Consider the following 18293-nt stretch of genomic DNA (forward strand, 5'->3'; position numbering starts at 1 on the left):
CGATGCCGGACCCTGCGATGCCGGACCCTGCGATGCCGGACCCTGCGGTGCCGGACCCGCCCGGGCCGGCCCCGTCCGGGCGTGAGCCGCACCGGGTCTCCGGCGGCCTGATGGACCCCAAGCAGCTGCTCCGCTCCCTCCCCGACGCCCTGCGCAAGCTGGACCCCCGCCGCATGGTCCGGCACCCGGTCATGTTCGTCGTGGAGGTCGGATCGCTCCTGACCACCTACTCGGCGATCCGGCACACCAGCCTGTTCGCCTGGCTGATCACCGTCTGGCTCTGGCTGACGGTCGTCTTCGCCAACCTCGCGGAGGCCGTGGCGGAGGGCCGCGGCAAGGCCCAGGCGGAATCGCTGCGCCGCACCCGCACCGAGGCCGTGGCCCGACGGCTCACCGTGCCGTGGCGGGCCGGGCTCGCGGAGGCACCGGAGGAGACCGTCCCCGCGGGGGACCTGCGCCTCGGCGACCACGTGATCGTCGAGGCGGACCAGCTGATCCCCGGCGACGGCGACGTGGTCGAGGGCGCCGCGAGCGTCGACGAATCGGCGATCACCGGCGAGTCCGCCCCCGTCATCCGCGAGTCCGGCGGCGACCGCAGCGCCGTCACCGGCGGCACCAAGGTGCTCTCGGACCGGATCGTCGTGAAGATCACCTCGAAGCCGGGGGAGACCTTCATCGACCGGATGATCGCCCTGGTCGAGGGCGCCGCCCGGCAGAAGACGCCGAACGAGATCGCGCTCGACATCCTGCTGGCCGCGCTGACCATCGTCTTCCTGCTCGCCGTCGTGACCCTCCAGCCGATGGCCTCCTACGCCGGCGCCGAGCAGGGCATCGTCGTACTGGTCGCCCTCCTGGTGGCGCTCATCCCGACCACGATCGGCGCCCTGCTCTCCGCGATCGGCATCGCCGGCATGGACCGGCTCGTGCAGCGCAACGTGCTCGCCCTGTCCGGTCGCGCCGTCGAGGCCGCGGGCGACGTGTCGACGCTGCTGCTCGACAAGACCGGCACGATCACCCTCGGCAACCGACAGGCCGCCGAACTCACCCCGGTGGGCGGCACGGAGATCGGACGGCTGGCCGACGCCGCCCAGCTGTCGAGCCTGGCCGACGAGACCCCCGAAGGCCGGTCCATCATCGTCCTCGTCAAGGAGACGCACGGACTGCGGGCCCGCTCCCAGGACGAGATCGGCCGCGTCGAGTGGATCGCGTTCTCCGCGCGGACCCGGATGAGCGGCGCCGACCTGCACGAGGACGGAGACGACGGAGAAGACGCAGGCGTGCGGCGCATCCGCAAGGGCGCCGCCGGCGCCGTGGTCCGCTGGGTCGAGGAGAACGGCGGCACCCCCGGCACCGAGCTCGACCCGCTCGTCGACCGGATCTCCGAGACGGGCGGCACACCCCTCGTCGTCGCCGAGCAGCGCGGCGCCGCACCCGCCACCGTCCTCGGCGTCATCCACCTCAAGGACGTCGTCAAGCACGGCATCCACGAACGCTTCGAGGACCTGCGCCGGATGGGCATCCGGACCGTCATGATCACCGGAGACAACCCGCTGACCGCCAAGGCGATCGCGGACGAGGCCGGCGTCGACGACTTCCTCGCCGAAGCCACCCCCGAGGACAAGATGGCCCTCATCCGCCGGGAACAGGGCGGCGGCAAGCTCGTCGCGATGACCGGCGACGGCACCAACGACGCCCCCGCCCTCGCCCAGGCCGACGTCGGCGTCGCGATGAACACCGGCACCTCGGCCGCCAAGGAGGCCGGCAACATGGTCGACCTCGACTCCAACCCCACCAAGCTGATCGAGATCGTCGAGATCGGCAAGCAACTGCTCATCACGCGCGGGGCGTTGACGACCTTCTCGATCGCCAACGACGTGGCCAAGTACTTCGCGATCATCCCCGCGATGTTCGCCGGGGTCTACCCGGGCCTGAACCACCTCAACATCATGGGCCTGCACAGCCCCGAGTCCGCGATCACCTCGGCGATCGTCTTCAACGCCCTGATCATCGTCGCGCTGATCCCGCTCGCCCTGCGCGGCGTCCGCTACCGGCCCTCCTCGGCCTCCGCCCTGCTGCGCCGCAACCTCGGCGTCTACGGCGTGGGCGGGCTGATCCTGCCGTTCCTCGGCATCAAACTCATCGACCTCGCCGCGCAGTTCCTCTACTGACACCTCCCGCCGTGCCCCCGCGTGCCCCCGGGACCATCCACCGAAGGGAGGGCTTCCATGCGGACCCAGCCGCTCGTCCTCATCCGGCCACACCTGACCGCGCTGCGCCTGCTGCTCGTCTTCACCGTGATCTGCGGCCTGGCCTACCCCCTGCTGCTCACCGGGTTCTCCCAGCTCGCCTTCTCCGGCCAGGCCAACGGCTCGCAGCTGCGGCAGGACGGCCGGGTGGTCGGATCCAGTCTGCTCGGGCAGACCTTCGACCTGCCGAAGACGCGTCCGAACGACCCCAAGGAGCAGCCGAGGCCCGATCCGAGGTGGTTCCAGCCCCGCCCGTCGGCGGCCGGAGCCGGCTACGACCCGACCGCCTCGGGCGCGTCCAACCTCGGGCCCGACGATCCGGGGCTGACGAGGACGATCCAGGACCGACGGGCCGCCGTGGCGGCCTTCGACGGCGTCGACCCGGCCCTGGTCCCACCGGACGCCGTCACCGCGAGCGGCTCCGGCCTCGACCCGCACATCTCCCCGGCCTACGCTGATGAGCAGGTCGACCGGGTCGCCACGGCGCGCGGCCTGGACCCGGCGGCGGTCCGCCGGCTGGTCGAACAGCACCGGCAGGGCCGGACCCTGGGCTTCCTGGGCCAGCAGCGGGTGAACGTCGTCACCCTCAACCTCGCCCTCGCGCGGCTCGGCCGTCCGTGAAGGGAGGCCGTCCGGTGACGCGGGAGAACGCGACGCCGGCGCAGGCGTCGGCGGGGCTTCGGCTCGGCCGGGGTCGGCTCAAGGTGTACCTCGGCGCCGCACCCGGTGTGGGCAAGACCTTCCGCATGCTGGAGGAGGGCCTGCGGCGCAGCGCGCGCGGCACCGACGTGGTGGTGGGCCTGGTCGAGTGCCACGGCCGGCAGCGTACGGAGGCGATGCTCGGCGGTCTGGAGGTCCTCCCGCGCGCTCGTCGCACCTACCGGGGCGCCGAGCTGACGGAACTGGACCTCGACGGGGTGCTCGCCCGTGGGCCCCGGGTCGTGCTGATCGACGAGCTGGCCCACACCAACGTGCCCGGCGGCCGCCACCCCCGGCGCTGGCAGGACGTCGAGGACCTGCTGGACGCCGGCATCGAGGTCATCACCACCGTCAACATCCAGCATCTGGAATCGCTGAACGACGTGGTGCGGAGGATCACCGGCGTGCTGCAGCACGAGACCGTGCCCGACGAGGTCGTCCGGGGCGCCGATCAGGTCGAGCTGGTGGACATGGCGCCGGAAGGGCTGCGGCGCCGGATCGTGCACGGCAACGTCTACGCGCCGGAGAAGGTGGAAGCGGCGCTGTCCAACTACTTCCGGATCGGGAACCTGATCGCCCTGCGCCAGCTCGCGCTGCTCTGGCTGGCCGAGCGGGTGGACGAGCGGCTGCAGGACTACCGGGCGGAGCACGGGATCCACCGGGTCTGGGAGACCCGGGAACGGGTCGTGGTCGCCCTCACCGGCGGGCCCGAGGGGGAGACCCTGCTCCGGCGGGCCGCCCGGATCGCCGACCGCACCGGCGGCGGGGACCTGCTCGCCGTCCACGTGGCGCGCGAGGACGGCCTCACCGGTGCCGGCTCCGGGACCCTGGACCGGCAGCGTGAGCTGGTGGAGAGCCTGGGCGGGACGTTCCACCAGGTGGTCGGCGAGGACGTCCCCCGTGCGCTCCTGCGGTTCGCCCGGGACCACGACGCCACCCAACTCGTGCTCGGCACCAGCCGCCGCGGACGGTTCAACCGCTTCCTCACCGGCCCCGGCATCGGCGAGACCACGGTCCACCTCTCCGGGGACATCGACGTCCACATGGTCACCCACGAGGCCTCCGCCGGCGGCCGACGCCACCGCGGGGCCGGACCGCTGGGATCGCGTTGAGGCTTCGCCTGCCGCCTGCCGCCTGCCGCCTGCCACCGACGCAGGGGCTGCTGCACCGGAACCAGCAGGAGGTGCGCGATGCCTTGGTACGTTCGGCAGGTCCGGCTCGTTCGGCGTCCGAGCTTGCTGAGACGGCCGCCATCATCGGGCCGGCCATCACCGCCGAAGACGCGGACCAGGACCCGGACAGCGGCTTCGACACCGTCATTGCCACCGTCCAGGCCATGGCGGCCCTGGACGACCGGCTCGCCCGCCACCTCACCCGAATGCGCCGGACCCGGCAGAGCGACGCCCGGCCCACGGAGCCGCCGGCACTGCCGAAGTGGATCTCTTTCAGCGGCACCGGGATCCCGGCGGGCTTCATCGACGCGGTCACCGTTCGGAGCGTTCTCTCCACCGGTTCCCGCAGGGCACGCCACCTGGAGGACCTGCGGGTCTTCCACACCGCTAACGGCCACCTGCGAGTGGCCCGGGCCAGGGTCGGCCCCCGCCTCCACGGCGGCGATCCTGCGGCGGCAGGCTGATCGGGTCGAGGCGGCCGTCTGGTGCGGCGGCCGTTCTCTGCGAGTGGGTCCCGGCCATTGTGATCGGCTCCGGGACGGGGGTACCCGTGGTCCGGGCGGGGCCGAGGCTGCGCCATGGTGCGGTGCGGAACGGCGGCCGTCCCACGCGTGGTGCGCATGGGAGTGGTGCCGCCGGGTGATGCGCGGCTTGGTGGGCATGCGTATGGCGGGAATGGCAAGCGCATGCACCGAGGCCCCTTCCGCAGGTGCCCCGAGCCGGGTCAGCCTTGTCCCGCACCGCGAAGGAACATCACTGTGTTCCGTGGCAACTCGGTATGGGTCGGGCGCTTTTGATCCCTCGTCCCATTCCGTGATCAGGGTCTTCCCGAGACCCTGACTCCATCGAGGAAGGACCCGAAGATGGCCACTCCCGCGACACCCCAGGGCGGCGACACGGATGTGGAATGGACCGGCATCCGGACCCTCGGATACGCGAACCGCTTCGCCGTCTGGGACAGCGAGTTCCGCTACGACGGCCGGATCCGTGTCCCGATGGGCGTGAAGATCAAGACGATCCGGTACTCGTACACCGGCAACGGGCAGGCGGGCACGGAAGCCATCGAGGTCAAGCGCGGCCGCGGTGGCATCGACCAGGAGTACGAGGTCATCGACCTCACCTTCCTCGACGACTCCGACCTCATCACCTTCACCCTCCGCGGCGACCTCAACGTCGACGCCGACCCGCGCCCGGCCTACAGCCGCACCTACCCGATCCGCGTCGACGTCATCCTGGACAACGGGGACGTCCGCACGGTGAATCCGCAGGTCGAGGTGCTCGCCGGCGCCTGGCAGAAGAGCGACCCGGAGAAGGTGGGACGGCCGTTCGTTCGCCTGCCGTACGACAACAACTGGGGCGGCACGCCCAACAGCCAGGCAGGCTTCGGCTTCGTCTCGGACAACGGCCGCATCCCCGGCGACAAGTTCATCATCGACCTGGTCAATCTGCGTCAGGGCGAGCCGGGCGTGCCGAGCAACGGCAGCGACCACGTGTACTACCAGCTCGTCCACGAGGACGGCACACCCTCCCGATTCACCCTGACCCCGCAGGTGCAGAAGGCGGAGGGCCACCGGGACAGCGGGACCGGCCGCAAGGTGACGCTGCCCGCGATCGACCTCCGTCAGCTGGGCGACAGGCCGGGGTACTACCGCTTCCTGGTCTGGCCGCAGTCCAGCAACCCCGACGGCTCGGTGAGCAGCCTCGGTTGGGACCCGGCCAGGGAGGAGGACGCGTTCCAGCTCGGCAGCGTCTACTACCGCTACACGGCCGCCCGCCCCCAGAGCCGGTTCTCGGTGTCGCCCGGGGGCCCGGTGAACCTGGTCCGTGGCGGCGCCTCCGGCTACGTGGGGGTGGAACTGCAGGCAGTCGCGGACGGCGGTGTCCCGCCGCAGAAGGTCCGTGTGACCATCCCGCAAGGGAAGGGTCTGCAGGTCACCGACCGGCTGATCCTGGGAATCGTGCAGGACGGCCAGTGGAGGGAACTGGGCTCCTACCAGGGAACGTTGTCGCCGGACGGCCAGAGCCTCACCTTCGACGGCATCGACCTGGCGCTGGCCGGGAAGGGCTCGAAGTCCGGTGCGCTGATCGAGGTGAGCGCCGCCGCCGGCGCCCCGCTGGGAGACACCAGCCTGACCTTCCAGGTGGGCGACCAGATCTCGGCCTCCTCACTCATCCACGTCGCGGACAGGTAGGCCGGTAGACAGGTAGGCCGAGCGTCCGCCGGGCCCTCGCCCCGGCGGGTCGCAGCGACACAAGGGACCACCGCCCGCAGGGGCCGGTCAGCGGTACGACCGCGGCCCGGACCCCTGCGGGCGGGGTCGCGTGAACCGCTCATCGCGTCATCCCAACCAGAGGGAGTACTGACACGTGGACACGGTGGCATCCCGCCCGCACAGGCTGGCCGCGCCCCCCAGGTCACGGAGCATGTCCGTCGTGGCCCGGGTGTACGGATATCCACCGGCCCACAACGCCGGCTCCGAATGGATGCTCCACTCGATGCTGCGCCCGCTGGCCGAGCGCGGCCACCGGGTGACGGTCTGGCTCTCCCATCCGGGGAGCATCGAGAAGAGCTACGAGATCGACGGAGTACGGGTCGTCCCGTACCAGGAGGGCACCGACTTCGCGGCCGACGCCCAGAAGGCGGACGTGCTGCTCTCCCACTTCGAGAACGTCCCCCTGGTGTCGGGCCTCGCCGCCGCCCGCCGGATACCCGTGGTGGTGATCTGCCATGACAACTTCGCCACCAGCTTCCACGACGCGGCCGGAGCCGATCTCGTCGTCTACAACAGCGAATGGATCCGGCGGGACGGCGAGATCTTCTACGCCCGCTACCCCGACGAGTTCCTGCCCAGGAACACGATCGTCGTCCGCCCTCCCGTGATCGCGGAGGAGTACCGCACGGAACCGGGCGACCACGTGACGCTGGTGAACCTGAACGCGGACAAGGGCGGTGAGCTCTTCTGGCAGATCGCCGCATGGACGCCCGAGTGGAGGTTCCTCGGGGTCCGCGGCGCCTACGGGCAGCAGGTCATGCCGCCACCGCGGCTGCCCAACTGCGAAGTCGTGGACGGCGTACCCGGAAAGGAGATGCGGGCGCACGTCTACAGCCGCTCGCGCGTGATACTCATGCCGAGCATCTACGAGTCCTGGGGGCGGGTGGCGGTGGAGGCCTTCGCCTCCGGGATCCCGGTGATCGCCCACCCTACCCCCGGGCTGGTCGAGTCCCTCGGCGAGGCGGGGATCTTCGCCTACCGCGACGACCTGAACGCCTGGATCCACTCCCTGGCATCACTGCAGGACCCGAAGAACTGGGCAAGGGCCTCCCGCCGCGCCAAGGCACGCTCCGACGAGCTGAGCTCGGCCCCCGATCTCGGCATCTGGTGCGACGCCGTCGAGTCGCTGCACGACCCGAGGCAACGGAAGTCCTTCCACCCGGGAGGCCAGAGGACGTACAACGCGAGTGGCGTCGGCGCGTCGTGACGCCCCGCCACCGCGCCCGTCGAGCCGGCCCTCGCCTCCGCAACGGCCTTCCTGGCCGCCGAGATCCTCGACCCGCTCGTCCACACCCCGCTACGACGCCACGGCTGGATTCCCGCCGTCCTCGTCGTGGTCGACTTCACGGCCGTCGGCGGCGGCATCCGGACCGGCCGCGCGCTCGGCGACCCGGCCAGCGGCCTGGCAGCGCTCACCGGAGCCGGATTCCCGTACACCTTCCACCCGCGCTGCCCGGGCTTCGTCTGCACCATCGACTCCCTGCCGACGAGCTGCACCAACCCGACCGGCAGCGCCTACTGGTCGTACTGGCACGCCCGGCACGGCGGCCCCTGGTCGTACAGCAGCCTGGGCGCGGGCAGCTACGACCCGGCACCCGGCGATGTCGAGGGCTGGTCCTTCGGCGCCGGCGCGCAGCCGGGCATCACCGCGCCCTGAAGCGCGGAGGCCGACTGGCGCCCCGGTCCCTTCTCCGGATGGAGCCGGGGCGCCTGCAACGGGAGCGCCGACAACGGGGGCTCAGGTGCCGCGGGGCGAAGAGCGCGACCAAGTAGTGACACCGCGGCTCCCGCAGCGGCTGTGAACAGCGGCGTGTCGACCACGGTGCCCGCGGTGGTCGGCCACGCGGGGTCGGCGCCGTGCCGCCGACCGTGTGGTCCTGGGCCCTTCCGGGTGGTGGTGAGAGTCCCCCGGGGTGAACGGCGGGAGGGGGCGTCGGGCGCGGGGGACACCCAGAAAATGTCAGATCATCAGATTGTCTCGCGAAGGCTGATCCTGGCCGCGGCCGGGTTGTCGGTCCTCAGCGCCGCAGGGTGCGGGGGAGCACGGCGGGCCGGGGAACCTGGTACCGCGCCGAGAGGGAACGCCGGGCCGCCGCCGGCACCCGCGCCCCCGGCGCCTGTGCCGGAAGACGCCTCGGCCGCCGAGGCCGCCGCCGCCGAGGCCGCCCCGGAAGCCCCCAGGGTGCTGACCGAGGCGGAGAGCCGGCCGGTGTTCGAACTCGCCGAGGAGGGGAAGGTGGTGGCCCTCACCATCGACGACGGACCCCATCCGCGCCACACCCCCGAAGTCCTGGCGCTGCTGGAGAAGCACGAGATCCGGGCGACGTTCTTCCTGATCGGCGAGAACGCGGCCGACCGTCCCGACCTGGTCCGGGAGATCGCGGCGCGGGGGCACCGCATCGGAAACCACACCTGGAGCCATCCGGACCTCCGTCACCTTCCCGACGACGCCCAGGTGCGGGAGGAGCTGACGCGAACCTCCGAACTCCTCGGCGGGATCACCGGCAAGGCGCCCACCTGGTTCCGGGCCCCGGGCGGGGACTGGGCCCCGAGGACGCTCAGGATGAGCAGGGAGCTCGGGATGCGGCCGATGGGCTGGACGGTCGACCCGGAGGACTGGGCCGAGCCGGGAACGGACGTGATCCTCGGTCGGCTCATGAAGGAACTGCGCCCGGGAGCGATCGTGCTCACCCATGACGGCGGAGGCGACCGTTCGCAGACCGTGGCCGCTCTCGGGCGCTTCCTCCCCTCCCTGATCGACTCCGGCTACCGCTTCGTCACCCCGCAAGCCTGACCGGCACGCCCCGCCGGTGCCGGGCCCTCCGCGACGGGAGCCGGGCACCGGCGGGGCGCGTAAAGCGGCTCCTCGTACTCCTCGTACTCCTCGTACTCGTCATCCATGGACTCGGCGATGGCCTGCACGGTGTCGAGAGCGGCGCTGCACGACCCGGCGACGCCGGGGGAGGAGTGCGGTCTCTGGGAGACCGGCGGGCCGGCGGTCCTCATGGACTCCGCCGAGGCCGGCAAGAGCCTCGGTGTGCCGTACCCGGACGATGGAGGCGAGTCGGACCGAGCCCCCGTCCACCTGCCCGCAGGGCGCTGGATGCACGCCGCCTTCGGCTAAGGACGTCCGCGAGGGCCGCCGGCTGATGGACGAAGAAGCACGACCCGCGGAGCGTGCCGGACATCGCGATGTACGGCGGCGTGGTACTCAGACGCCGAGCGGTCGCGCCCGGTTCACGGGGTTGCGCCGACCAGGCCGGACTCGTAGGCGAGGATGACCAGCTGCACCCGGTCGCGGGCGTCCAGCTTGGCCAGCAGCCGGGTCATGTAGGTCTTGACGGTGGCGATGCTGAGGACCAGCTCCTCGGCGATCTCGGTGTTGGACAGGCCTCGGCCGACCAGGGTGAGGATCTCGCGCTCGCGGTCGGTGATGGCGCCGAGCCGCGGCGAGGCGGCGGCGACCGGCGGCGGCACGGCCGCGGGGGCGCACCGCCCGGCGAAGGCGGCGATCAGCCGGCGGGTGACGCCTGGCGCGATCAGCCCGTCCCCGGCGGCGACCACCCGGATCGCGCCGAGGATGTCGTCGAGGGCCATGTCCTTGACCAGGAAGCCGGACGCACCGGCGCGCAGCGCGCCGTAGACGTGGTCGTCGTCGTCGAAGGTGGTGAGCACGACGACGCGGGTCGGCCCCTGGCCGGAGGTGACCAGGCGGGTGGCCTCGATGCCGTCCATGCCGGGCATGCGCAGGTCCATCACCACCACGTCGGGCCGCAGTTCGGCGGCGAGCCGGACGGCGTCGACGCCGGTGGCGGCCTCGCCGACCACCTCGACGTCGGTGGTCTCGGAGATGACCATCTCCAACGCGGCCCGTACCAGCGGCTGGTCGTCGGCGAGCACGACGCGTACGGTCATCGCGCGCCTCCCGCCAGGGGCAGCCGGGCGGCAACCCGGAAGCCGCCGTCCGGGCGGGGGCCGGCGTGGAACTCGCCGTGCAGCAGGGTGACTCGCTCGCGCAGTCCGGCGAGGCCGTAGCCGCTGCCGGGGGTGGTGCCGTGGCCGCGGCCCCGGTCGGTGATCTCGACGGACACCTCGTCCTCTTTCCGGCAGTCGATGGAGACTTGGCAGGAACGGACGTCGGCGTGGCGGACGACGTTGGTGACCGACTCCTGGATGACGCGGAAGGCCGACAGGTCGATCTCCGGTGGCAGCGGGCCGCGTTCGCCGTGCCACCGGACATCCACCCGCACGCCGGCGGACGTGGTGGCGGCGGTGAGCCGGTCGAGGTCGGCCAGGCCCTGCGGCAGGTTTGCCGGGGTCCCCGCCGGCTCGCCGTCGGCCTCGCGCAGGGCGACGAGCATCAGGCGCAGGCCCGCGAGCGTCTCCCGCCCGGCGGCCTCGATCTCGGTCAGCGCTTCGCGCGCCCGGTCCGGCCGGCTGTCGATGACCCGCCGGGCGGCGCCGGCCTGGAGGGCGACGATGCCGATGCTGTGCGCCACCGTGTCGTGCATCTCCCGGGCGATCCTCAGCCGTTCGCCGGTGACCGCCTGCGCGGCCAGCTGTGCGCTCAACACCTCGGTGTGCTCGCGGGACTGGCGTATCGACCGGCCCACCAGCCAGGCGATGACGGCGGCTAGAACCCCCTCGTCCGAGACACCGATGTGCGGCAGGCTGGTGGTCAGCTGGAAGTGATCGACGACGAACACGGTCCTCGGCGCCGGAGCACCGTCGTACGTGGCGGTCGTCAACCCGAAGGTGTTGTCGGGGACCATGCCCAGGTGCACGATCAGCAGGACCAGCACCAGGGCCAGAGCGGCACGGGAGGTTCGGCGCGGCTGGGCGGCCGTGACCAGGCACAGTGCGACGTCGACCGCCAGGAGCGCGGTCAGTGGCAGTTGTACGTTCGCGCGCGTCGCGTCCGTCACCGCGAGCGTGGCGACGATCAGCAGGGTGATCGACAGCAACGGCCGCCGGTGCAGCAGGGCGGCCGCGGTGAAGGCGACGACGGTGGTGGCGGCGATGAACGCCCAGTCCCGGTGCACCGGAGCGTGGTTCGCTCCCACGTGCAGGACGACCGAGGGGTACGCCACCGAGGCGCACCAGGCGAGGGCCGTCCACGCGCCCGGTGACACGCGTCTGAGCAGGGGCGGAGTGGGCGTGGCGGACATGCGGCGATCGTAACCGCACGCGGTTTCGGCCGTCATCGGACCGCGGTCGTACAACCAGGGGTGACACCCGGGGTGAGTGGGTGTCAGCACCGGTCGGATGTCCGGGGACACCCCGTCCGGGCACGGTGGAGCACATGATCGATGTCATCGGACTGACCAAGCGCTACGGCGGCAGGACCGCCGTGGACGACCTCACCTTCACCGTCCGACCGGGCCGTGTCACCGGGTTCCTGGGACCGAACGGCGCCGGCAAGAGCACCACCCTGCGGATGATCCTGGGCCTCAACGACCCCACCAGCGGCACCGCGACCGTCGACGGATCGGCGGGTACTCGCTGGGCATGAAGCAGCGGCTCGGCATCGCGGGCGCGCTGCTCGGGGATCCGCCGGTGCTGCTGTTCGACGAGCCCCTGAACGGGCTCTGCCTCGGCGTCCTGATCCGGCGCACCGCCGCCTCCGTGGTGGGCATGTTCCTGGTGCTCTTCCTCGTGCCCACCTTCTTCACAGACACCTACCACTGGTCGGCGGACATCTCGCACGCCATGCCGTTCACCGCCTGGCGCCGCCTGGCCCAGGTCGACCTGACCAACCAGTTCATCCCGCAGTACCCGGCCACCGTCGCCGGGGCCTGGACCACCTTCGCGGTCTGGTCCCTCGCGGCGGTGGCGATCTCCACGACCGTCATCCACCGCCGGGGACCTCTGAGCGCGGCGATCGCCCCGGAGCAGTGTCCGAGGTGAAGCTGGTGGCGTTCGCAGTAGTACGACGGAGGCTCCGGAGGTTCGAACGCCTGGGCACTGAACCCTCGACCCCTGGGGCCGGCCCGGCAGGCCGTAGCTTCCCGATCGCCACACGCTGGCCGTCGACCATCACCACCACCGGCCTGCGCGCGTCCGGGACGATCAGCGGCCTGCGGATCCGCTCGCAGAGGCCCTTCTCGCGGGCCTCCTCGACGGCCTCCGCCCGGTCCGTCTCCACGTAGCCCCAGACGTCGTAGTCCCAGGCGTCCTTCGACGCCGACGCCGGGAAGGGGAACCGCTTCAGGCCGTAGGCGACCGGTCCGCTCATCCGCCGACGCTCATGACGTCTCGATGCCGAGGCATCCAGGTCCGGCGCCCGCGTCACATCCGTCGAAGCGCCCTCTCGCACTCACGGCACCGTCGGTCCTCGAACTCCGCCGGATACCACGGTTCCCCGTAACCGGCCCGGTAGTGCGTGTGTACCAACGGGTCGGTGCGGACGCCGCAGAGCGTCGTCGGCAGCGGGTCCTCCGGCACCTCGGGATCGCTCGCGGCGGCGTGGACCGACCGGATGAGGACGGGGTCCGCTTCATCCGGGTCGAATCCCTCGAGAACCTCCAGCAGCACCAGTACACCCATACCTCGACGGTGCCCGCAGCGACTGGCGAGCGCACGCTGAGAACCCTCCGGGTGCCGCCGAATGCGGCTCGGTGGCCCGCTGGCTGCGCCGCGCCGCCTCGATGGCGGCCGGCCCGAGCCCCTACAAGCCGACATCGAGCCCGTCAGGATCGGAGACGTGGACGGCGTCGGCGATCCGGACAGCGCTGTTGACCAGAAGATCCTCCACCTCCGCGCAGGACGGCCCCCTTCGCCAGGTCAGGCAACGGCTGGTGTTGCTCCGGGGCGCGGGAACGATCTCGGCGGTGTGGGGCCAGTGCCTCCAGCAGGTGCTCGCGCGCACCATCAGCCGACCGCGCGACGGCGTACACGGGGTGGAGGCCCAGTGCGGGGAAGCGCTTTCCTCCGCATGTCTCCCGGCCGGCATCCTCGGTATCCAGCTCGATCCGTCCGTTGACCGGTGGCCGCCCACGGCACGTGCTGGGGCACGGACAGCAGAGCCGGATACTGCCTGAGGCGCGCACGGTCGTTGACATGCGGCATTGAAGATCCTCGCCGGCGACAGCCCGGACCGCGCCGCGAAACGAGACGGTGGTGTCGGCTGATGGCACGGCGAATCGCGAGGAGGTCGGGCATCCCACCCGCCGGCTCCCCGCACAGTTCGTCCGGGTGAACGGCCAGCCGTGGACCACCTCCGGGCCCGACAGGAGGGTGGAGGAACCCGCTGCGATCAGCACTTCGCCACGCCGACGGCGGATGGGACAGGACAGTCACCTGGATCGAGCGGCTCACCGAGCCGCCCCGGCACCCCCGACCGGTGCACGGCGGCTTGTGCGCGCCGCCTTGGAATGCGGTCGCCTTGAGCTGTGGATCGCACCGGTTGTCGCGAGGCCTTGACAGTGCGTCACGGGCCGAGAACCCTGGTTCCGTACTCCAGGGACGTGAGGGACACGGCATGCCATGGGTTGACGAGAGCAAACGCCACCGGGGTTTCCCGGCGGCGGTGTTGGCGGACGGCAGCGAGCCGGCGCCGCTACCGGACGGGCGCACCACCTGGTGGCTCTACAACGGTGCGGACGGCCCTCGGGCCACCGCGGTGCGCGGTGGCTGCAACTGCGGCTGGCGGGGCGAGCGGCTGCACCCGCTCGACTTCGGCAACGACTCGGCGACCGAGGCGGTGGGTAAGGCCACCGGGCCGTTCGCGGACTGGGAGCGGCACGTCGAGCTGGCCGAGGGCGTGGTGCCGCGCGAGGTCGAGGAGCTGGTCGCGGCGCTGGTGGACCGGATCTGCGACCTGACGGAGAGCAGGCCGTACGCCGCCGTCCGTGCGGCCGCCCGGTTCGAGCGTGCCGCCGCTTCGACCGCACTGCTGGCCGGCCGCAGGGCCTACGACAGCCTGATGACCTGGGAGTACATCGGCCGCGCCTTCGGCTGCGGGCCGGAGGAAGCGCTGGAGCGGTTCGGCGAGACGCTGCACGACATCGACCTGGGTGATGAGGAGGAGTTCTGAGGCGTCAGTACCGACCCGGGCCCTGTGGGCGGTCCGCGCCGGATCGAGCGGCGGCGGTGCGGGGAGGGGTCGGAGGGGTCCCACCGGCCGGTGGGACCCCTGCCGCGTGGGTGGGTCAGCCCGCTGCCCCCGCCGTCGGCCGGACGGCGACCGCGTCGATCTCGAAGAGCATCCCCGGCAGGGCGAGCGAGGCGACCCCGCTGAGCGTCTGCGCGGGCAGCCGGTCGCCCCAGGCCCCGGCCAGGGCCTTGCCGAGGACGGCCAGCTTCTCCGGGTCGTGGTCGACGATGTACGAGCCGAGCCGGACCACGTGCTCGAAGCCGAGGCCGACTCCGGTGAGCGCGGTGCGCAGGTTGGCGAGGGCGAGCTCCACCTGGGCGGCGAAGTCGCCGGGCACGACCTGACCGCCGGCGTCGGAGGCGTACTGGCCGCCGATGAACACCGGCTCGCCGGGCGCGGAGGCGGCGTGGCTGTAGCCGAACGGCGTCGGGTCGTGCAGGCCGGGCGGGTTGGTGATGGTGCGGGTGTCGGTCACGGGATTCCTTCCCTGGTGTCGGGCCGGGCTCGGTGCCGGGCGGTCTACGGCTCGGACCGGGCGGCTTCCTCCCGGGCGGCTTCCTCTCGGACGTCGCGCCAACTCGGCGACTCCAGGAAGTGGTTGTCGAAGAGGTCCTGCTTGGCGAGCAGTTCCTCGACCGTCGCCTCGCCCGTGCGGATCCGCTCCAGCAGGCGGAAGTAGTCGAAGCGCTCCACCCCGGGGGTGATCACGATCAGCAGGTCCGCCCCGGAGTCCGGGGCCGCCGCGAAGGCGTGCGGCAGATGGGGCGGCACCACCACGAGGTCGCCGCTCCGGGCGGTGACCACCTCGTTCCCGACCAGCACCTGGGCCGAGCCGTCGACGACGAAGAACAGCTCCGAGGAGCCCCCGTGGTAGTGCGGAGTGGCACCGTCCTTGCCGCGCCCCAGCGTGACGCGCAGGGTGCTCAGGGCGCCGCCGGTGGCGCTGGAGTCCGCCAGCAGCCGCCCCTTGCCGCCGAGCATTCCGACGGTCTCGGCTTCGTCGCCCCGTACCACCACGGCTTCCGGTCCGATCAACGTCATTGGTCTCTCCCCACAGTGAGCGCTCTGATAGTTCTTCGACTGATAGTACTACGTCTAACTATCTCTCATCGAATAACATGCCCCCATGGATCACGTGGACGTCATGCTCGACCAGTGGAGCCGGGAGCGCCCGGACCTCGACCTGGCGGCGGTCGGCACCGTCGGCCGCCTCGGCCGCTTCGCGCTGCTCGCGGGCCGGGTCGTCGAAGAGGTGTTCAAGCAACACGGCCTCCAGCGCGGCGAGTTCGACGTTCTCGCCACCCTGCGCCGCTCCGGCGCGCCGTACGAACTGATGCCCTCCGAACTCGCCGCGCTGCTGCTGATGTCGCGGGCCGGCATGACCAGCCGGATCGACCGGCTGGAATCGGCGGGCCTGGTGGAACGCCGCACCGACCCGGCGGACCGGCGCAGCGTCCGCATCGCCCTCACCGCGGCCGGACGCGCCCTCGTGGACGCCGCCTTCACCGACCACGCGGCCAACGAGACCGCGCTGCTCTCCGCCCTCTCGGGCGAGGAACGGGCCACCCTGGACGGGCTCCTGCGCAAACTGCTCGCCGACGTCGAGGGCGCGGAGAGCCCGGCGCCCTGACGGCCCCGCCCGACGCCCCTGCCTGAGGTCCGGCCGCCCGCCACCACTCCGGAACGCCGACGGCCGCCGTACGCGGGGAACGCGTACGGCGGCCGATGTCGCGCTCGTGGACCCAGGGGTGCATCTCGCGGGACGGATTGTCGTGCGCCACGACGTTCCAGGCGGCATCCGAGATGTACGCCCGATGGGGGTGCCCGGTGGGCCAGTGCCCCCAGCGCCCCAGCACCCCAGTGCCTCGCGGGCCCACCGGGCCCGCTGCCCGGGCACTGCGCAGAGGCCCCGGGGCCGGGGTTGTCGGCGATCAGCCCGTCTTGGCGAGGTTCTTCTCGAACGCGGCGAGGTAGCTGGGCAGGTGGTGGTCCCTGATGGCGTCGGTCTCCGGGGCGAACATGTCCTGGCGGAAGCCCTTGGCCCGGTCCTTCAGCCCGGAGAGGAGCGGCATGGCCTCGTGGAGCTTCCCGTCGGCGTCGAAGTAGCGCAGCGCGTCGACGTGGGTGAAGACCGGCTCGGGCGGGAGCTGGGGAACGATGTCGTTGTTGTTGACGAATCGATAACAGCGGTCCCTGAAGGCCGCGTTGTGGGCGCCGGCGAGGAGGCGTTCACAGGTGCGGGGCTGACCGAAGGTGTAGACCCCGTCGGGGAGTCGGCGAGGCTCCTCGAAGTACCAGCGGGCGCCGGCCAGCATGGCGAGGGCACCGCCGAGGCTGTGGCCGGTGAACCAGACGCTCTGCCCGTCGGTGCGCAGCTCCTGGATGGTGTCGCGGATCTCGGGGTAGACGGACTGCAGGGCCTGGTGGAAGCCGTAGTGGACGAAGCCCTTGTCCGCCGGTCCGGGGACCGGCGGGGTGCTGACGTCGGTGAGCCAGTCGTAGATCTTCAGGACCTCGGTGCCCCGGAAGCCGGTGACGATCATGCGGTCGCTGGCCATGGTGTAGGCCTGGGTGTCCTCGATCAGGAACGGCATCCGGTGCGTCGACTCGAAGTGGCGTACCTCGTCGAAGCCCCAGGCGTGGGCCTTGTCCTCGATGCCGGCCCGGTCCAGCATGGCCAGTCCGGCGGCCTGGGCCATCCAGTAGGCGTGGGGGAGGGAGTAGCGGGTCGTCGAGTGGTCCAGGGCGGGGATGGCCATCGGTGTCCTCCGGAAACGGGCAAGTGGGTCGCCCAGCAACCTAATCCGGCATACGAACGAATAGGTGACGGCGGCACTGGAGGCCACCTGGACGGACGCAACCGAGTTGCGAGAGCGCCTGTCGCACCGCCTCCAGGAAGAAGTCGGCGATTCGGCGCGACTCGAACTCGGCCGCTCTCCGATGCACGGTCTTTCCAGCAGGGTTTGTGCCGCCTTGTGGAGAGCGGTCGGGCCGCGAACTCGCCGGGCAGGCTCGGCTGACATGTGAGTCCGCGGCGGATCAGCGTACGAGGATCACGACCGTGCCGAGGACGCCGTCGCCGTGCTACCGGTCAGGGTCGTCGTTCCGCAGGAAAACGTGGGTCCGGAAGGACAGCCCGAAGCCCCGCCCAAGAGCGGCGTCGACCATCTTCTGGGCAGGGGTGATGCCGGTTCGCTGGCCATCTTCGGGGAGACGTTGTACTGCGTGACGAACTCGTTGAACTCCGCGAGGGGGCGATGGCACCAGCCGTCTCGATGTGGATCTCGTGGCCCCAGCCGCGCAACTGCTCCAGCAGCGGCACCAGCTCCCGCTGCCGCATCATCGGCTCGCCGACGGAGATCACGATGATCGTCGGCCGGTGCCCGAGGCCGGCGAGGTGGGCGGCGAAGGCGCGCGGCTCGGACAGCGTCAGGTGCCACAGGGCGCTGTAGCCGTTGGGGATGTCGCCGTCGCCGTCGCCTGCGGCGATCGGCTCCAGGCCCGCGGTGCCGTCGACCGCGTGGTGGAGGGCGGCTGCCTGCCGGCGGCGATGCGCCAGCGTCTCGGGGAAGCGCTGGAGGTTGTCGCGGGCGAGGGCTGCGAGCGGCTCGGGGAGGCGGTAGTTGACGTCCAGGCGGCTTCCGGCCGGGGCGTCGGGGGCGGGGCTCTGCCAGTGGGTGCGGTAGGCGGCGCGGCGGCCGCCGCAGTCCAGGGATCCACCTCCGGCGCGCCTCCGGCCGGTGCCGGGCCACCGTCAAGGTGGAGGTGGACGGCCCCTACGTGCCTGTGGGCACGGAGGCAAGCGGCG

The 18293-nt window shown here is 71.8% G+C and carries 17 protein-coding genes and 1 pseudogene; 12 read left to right on the plus strand and 6 right to left on the minus strand.

The window, feature by feature from the left end; translation table 11 throughout:
* Positions 1–32 precede the first annotated feature (32 nt).
* From kdpB to ACFRAR_RS11210, 9 genes are all read left to right on the plus strand, one after another.
* Complete coding sequence (gene kdpB, locus ACFRAR_RS11170; RefSeq protein WP_380697209.1) at positions 33–2168, plus strand: potassium-transporting ATPase subunit KdpB; 2136 nt, start codon at positions 33–35, stop codon at positions 2166–2168.
* A 57-nt stretch (positions 2169–2225) separates the two neighbouring features.
* The gene (gene kdpC, locus ACFRAR_RS11175) at positions 2226–2867 is read left to right on the plus strand and encodes a potassium-transporting ATPase subunit KdpC (protein ID WP_380697211.1); all 642 of its coding nucleotides are present in this window, start codon (positions 2226–2228) and stop codon (positions 2865–2867) included.
* Positions 2868–2881: 14 nt separating this feature from the next.
* The gene (locus ACFRAR_RS11180) at positions 2882–4057 is read left to right on the plus strand and encodes a universal stress protein (RefSeq protein WP_380697213.1); all 1176 of its coding nucleotides are present in this window, start codon (positions 2882–2884) and stop codon (positions 4055–4057) included.
* Between the two features lie 83 nt (positions 4058–4140).
* Positions 4141–4581 carry a hypothetical protein gene (locus ACFRAR_RS11185; protein WP_380697215.1) on the plus strand — a complete coding sequence of 147 codons (441 nt, stop codon included), beginning with the start codon at positions 4141–4143 and terminating at the stop codon, positions 4579–4581.
* Between the two features lie 399 nt (positions 4582–4980).
* Positions 4981–6309 carry a hypothetical protein gene (locus tag ACFRAR_RS11190; RefSeq protein WP_380697217.1) on the plus strand — a complete coding sequence of 443 codons (1329 nt, stop codon included), beginning with the start codon at positions 4981–4983 and terminating at the stop codon, positions 6307–6309.
* Between the two features lie 232 nt (positions 6310–6541).
* Positions 6542–7597 (plus strand): glycosyltransferase family 4 protein, encoded by a 1056-nt coding sequence (locus ACFRAR_RS11195; RefSeq protein ID WP_380697219.1) that lies wholly within the window; start codon positions 6542–6544, stop codon positions 7595–7597.
* A 126-nt stretch (positions 7598–7723) separates the two neighbouring features.
* A complete protein-coding gene (locus tag ACFRAR_RS11200) occupies positions 7724–8047 on the plus strand; it encodes a hypothetical protein (protein WP_380697221.1) in 324 nt (107 codons plus the stop codon).
* Between the two features lie 462 nt (positions 8048–8509).
* A complete protein-coding gene (locus ACFRAR_RS11205; protein ID WP_380697223.1) occupies positions 8510–9184 on the plus strand; it encodes a polysaccharide deacetylase family protein in 675 nt (224 codons plus the stop codon).
* 105 nt (positions 9185–9289) lie between these two features.
* The gene (locus tag ACFRAR_RS11210) at positions 9290–9514 is read left to right on the plus strand and encodes an Imm21 family immunity protein (RefSeq protein ID WP_380697225.1); all 225 of its coding nucleotides are present in this window, start codon (positions 9290–9292) and stop codon (positions 9512–9514) included.
* 113 nt (positions 9515–9627) lie between these two features.
* Here ACFRAR_RS11210 and ACFRAR_RS11215 read toward each other — a convergent pair whose 3' ends face one another.
* Positions 9628–10305: a response regulator gene (locus ACFRAR_RS11215; protein ID WP_380697227.1), complete on the minus strand. Its 678-nt coding sequence runs from the start codon at positions 10303–10305 to the stop codon at positions 9628–9630.
* Positions 10302–11558: a sensor histidine kinase gene (locus ACFRAR_RS11220; protein ID WP_380697229.1), complete on the minus strand. Its 1257-nt coding sequence runs from the start codon at positions 11556–11558 to the stop codon at positions 10302–10304. Before ACFRAR_RS11220 ends, ACFRAR_RS11215 begins: the two co-directional genes overlap by 4 nt.
* Positions 11559–11692: 134 nt before the next feature.
* Between ACFRAR_RS11220 and ACFRAR_RS11225 the strand changes: the two are divergent.
* Positions 11693–11979 (plus strand): annotated as a pseudogene (locus ACFRAR_RS11225) (ATP-binding cassette domain-containing protein); the annotation flags it as partial.
* Positions 11980–12678: 699 nt separating this feature from the next.
* Here ACFRAR_RS11225 and ACFRAR_RS11230 read toward each other — a convergent pair.
* Positions 12679–12936: a hypothetical protein gene (locus ACFRAR_RS11230; protein ID WP_380697231.1), complete on the minus strand. Its 258-nt coding sequence runs from the start codon at positions 12934–12936 to the stop codon at positions 12679–12681.
* Positions 12937–13870: 934 nt separating this feature from the next.
* Between ACFRAR_RS11230 and ACFRAR_RS11235 the strand changes: the two genes are divergently transcribed.
* The gene (locus ACFRAR_RS11235; RefSeq protein WP_380697233.1) at positions 13871–14425 is read left to right on the plus strand and encodes a hypothetical protein; all 555 of its coding nucleotides are present in this window, start codon (positions 13871–13873) and stop codon (positions 14423–14425) included.
* Between the two features lie 115 nt (positions 14426–14540).
* On the opposite strand, the gene ACFRAR_RS11240 is transcribed toward ACFRAR_RS11235, so the two are convergent.
* On the minus strand, positions 14541–14960 hold the full coding sequence (locus tag ACFRAR_RS11240) for a RidA family protein (RefSeq protein WP_380697235.1): 420 nt from the start codon (positions 14958–14960) through the stop codon (positions 14541–14543).
* Positions 14961–15004: 44 nt separating this feature from the next.
* Positions 15005–15526, minus strand: a complete 522-nt coding sequence (locus ACFRAR_RS11245) for a cupin domain-containing protein (RefSeq protein ID WP_380697237.1) — start codon at positions 15524–15526, stop codon at positions 15005–15007.
* 85 nt (positions 15527–15611) lie between these two features.
* Here ACFRAR_RS11245 and ACFRAR_RS11250 point away from each other — a divergent pair, with 85 nt between their 5' ends.
* Positions 15612–16115: a MarR family transcriptional regulator gene (locus ACFRAR_RS11250; protein WP_280685212.1), complete on the plus strand. Its 504-nt coding sequence runs from the start codon at positions 15612–15614 to the stop codon at positions 16113–16115.
* Positions 16116–16416: 301 nt separating this feature from the next.
* On the opposite strand, the gene ACFRAR_RS11255 is transcribed toward ACFRAR_RS11250, so the two are convergent.
* Positions 16417–17244 (minus strand): lipase family protein, encoded by an 828-nt coding sequence (locus ACFRAR_RS11255; protein ID WP_380697239.1) that lies wholly within the window; start codon positions 17242–17244, stop codon positions 16417–16419.
* Positions 17245–18293 lie beyond the last annotated feature (1049 nt).

The sequence above is a fragment of the Kitasatospora sp. NPDC056651 genome (genome assembly GCF_042792155.1).
Classification (GTDB): domain Bacteria; phylum Actinomycetota; class Actinomycetes; order Streptomycetales; family Streptomycetaceae; genus Kitasatospora.

What these genes read in the sequence shown, in the direction of transcription:
- ACFRAR_RS11255 (WP_380697239.1), bottom strand. Translation starts at nt 17,244, where the DNA reads ATGGCCATCCCCGCCCTGGACCACTCGACGACCCGCTACTCCCTCCCC.
- ACFRAR_RS11215 (WP_380697227.1), bottom strand. Translation starts at nt 10,305, where the DNA reads ATGACCGTACGCGTCGTGCTCGCCGACGACCAGCCGCTGGTACGGGCC.
- ACFRAR_RS11235 (WP_380697233.1), top strand. Translation starts at nt 13,871, where the DNA reads ATGCCATGGGTTGACGAGAGCAAACGCCACCGGGGTTTCCCGGCGGCG.
- kdpB (WP_380697209.1), top strand. Translation starts at nt 33, where the DNA reads ATGCCGGACCCTGCGGTGCCGGACCCGCCCGGGCCGGCCCCGTCCGGG.
- ACFRAR_RS11210 (WP_380697225.1), top strand. Translation starts at nt 9,290, where the DNA reads ATGGACTCGGCGATGGCCTGCACGGTGTCGAGAGCGGCGCTGCACGAC.
- ACFRAR_RS11220 (WP_380697229.1), bottom strand. Translation starts at nt 11,558, where the DNA reads ATGTCCGCCACGCCCACTCCGCCCCTGCTCAGACGCGTGTCACCGGGC.
- ACFRAR_RS11250 (WP_280685212.1), top strand. Translation starts at nt 15,612, where the DNA reads ATGGATCACGTGGACGTCATGCTCGACCAGTGGAGCCGGGAGCGCCCG.
- kdpC (WP_380697211.1), top strand. Translation starts at nt 2,226, where the DNA reads ATGCGGACCCAGCCGCTCGTCCTCATCCGGCCACACCTGACCGCGCTG.
- ACFRAR_RS11195 (WP_380697219.1), top strand. Translation starts at nt 6,542, where the DNA reads ATGTCCGTCGTGGCCCGGGTGTACGGATATCCACCGGCCCACAACGCC.
- ACFRAR_RS11190 (WP_380697217.1), top strand. Translation starts at nt 4,981, where the DNA reads ATGGCCACTCCCGCGACACCCCAGGGCGGCGACACGGATGTGGAATGG.
- ACFRAR_RS11245 (WP_380697237.1), bottom strand. Translation starts at nt 15,526, where the DNA reads ATGACGTTGATCGGACCGGAAGCCGTGGTGGTACGGGGCGACGAAGCC.
- ACFRAR_RS11230 (WP_380697231.1), bottom strand. Translation starts at nt 12,936, where the DNA reads ATGGGTGTACTGGTGCTGCTGGAGGTTCTCGAGGGATTCGACCCGGAT.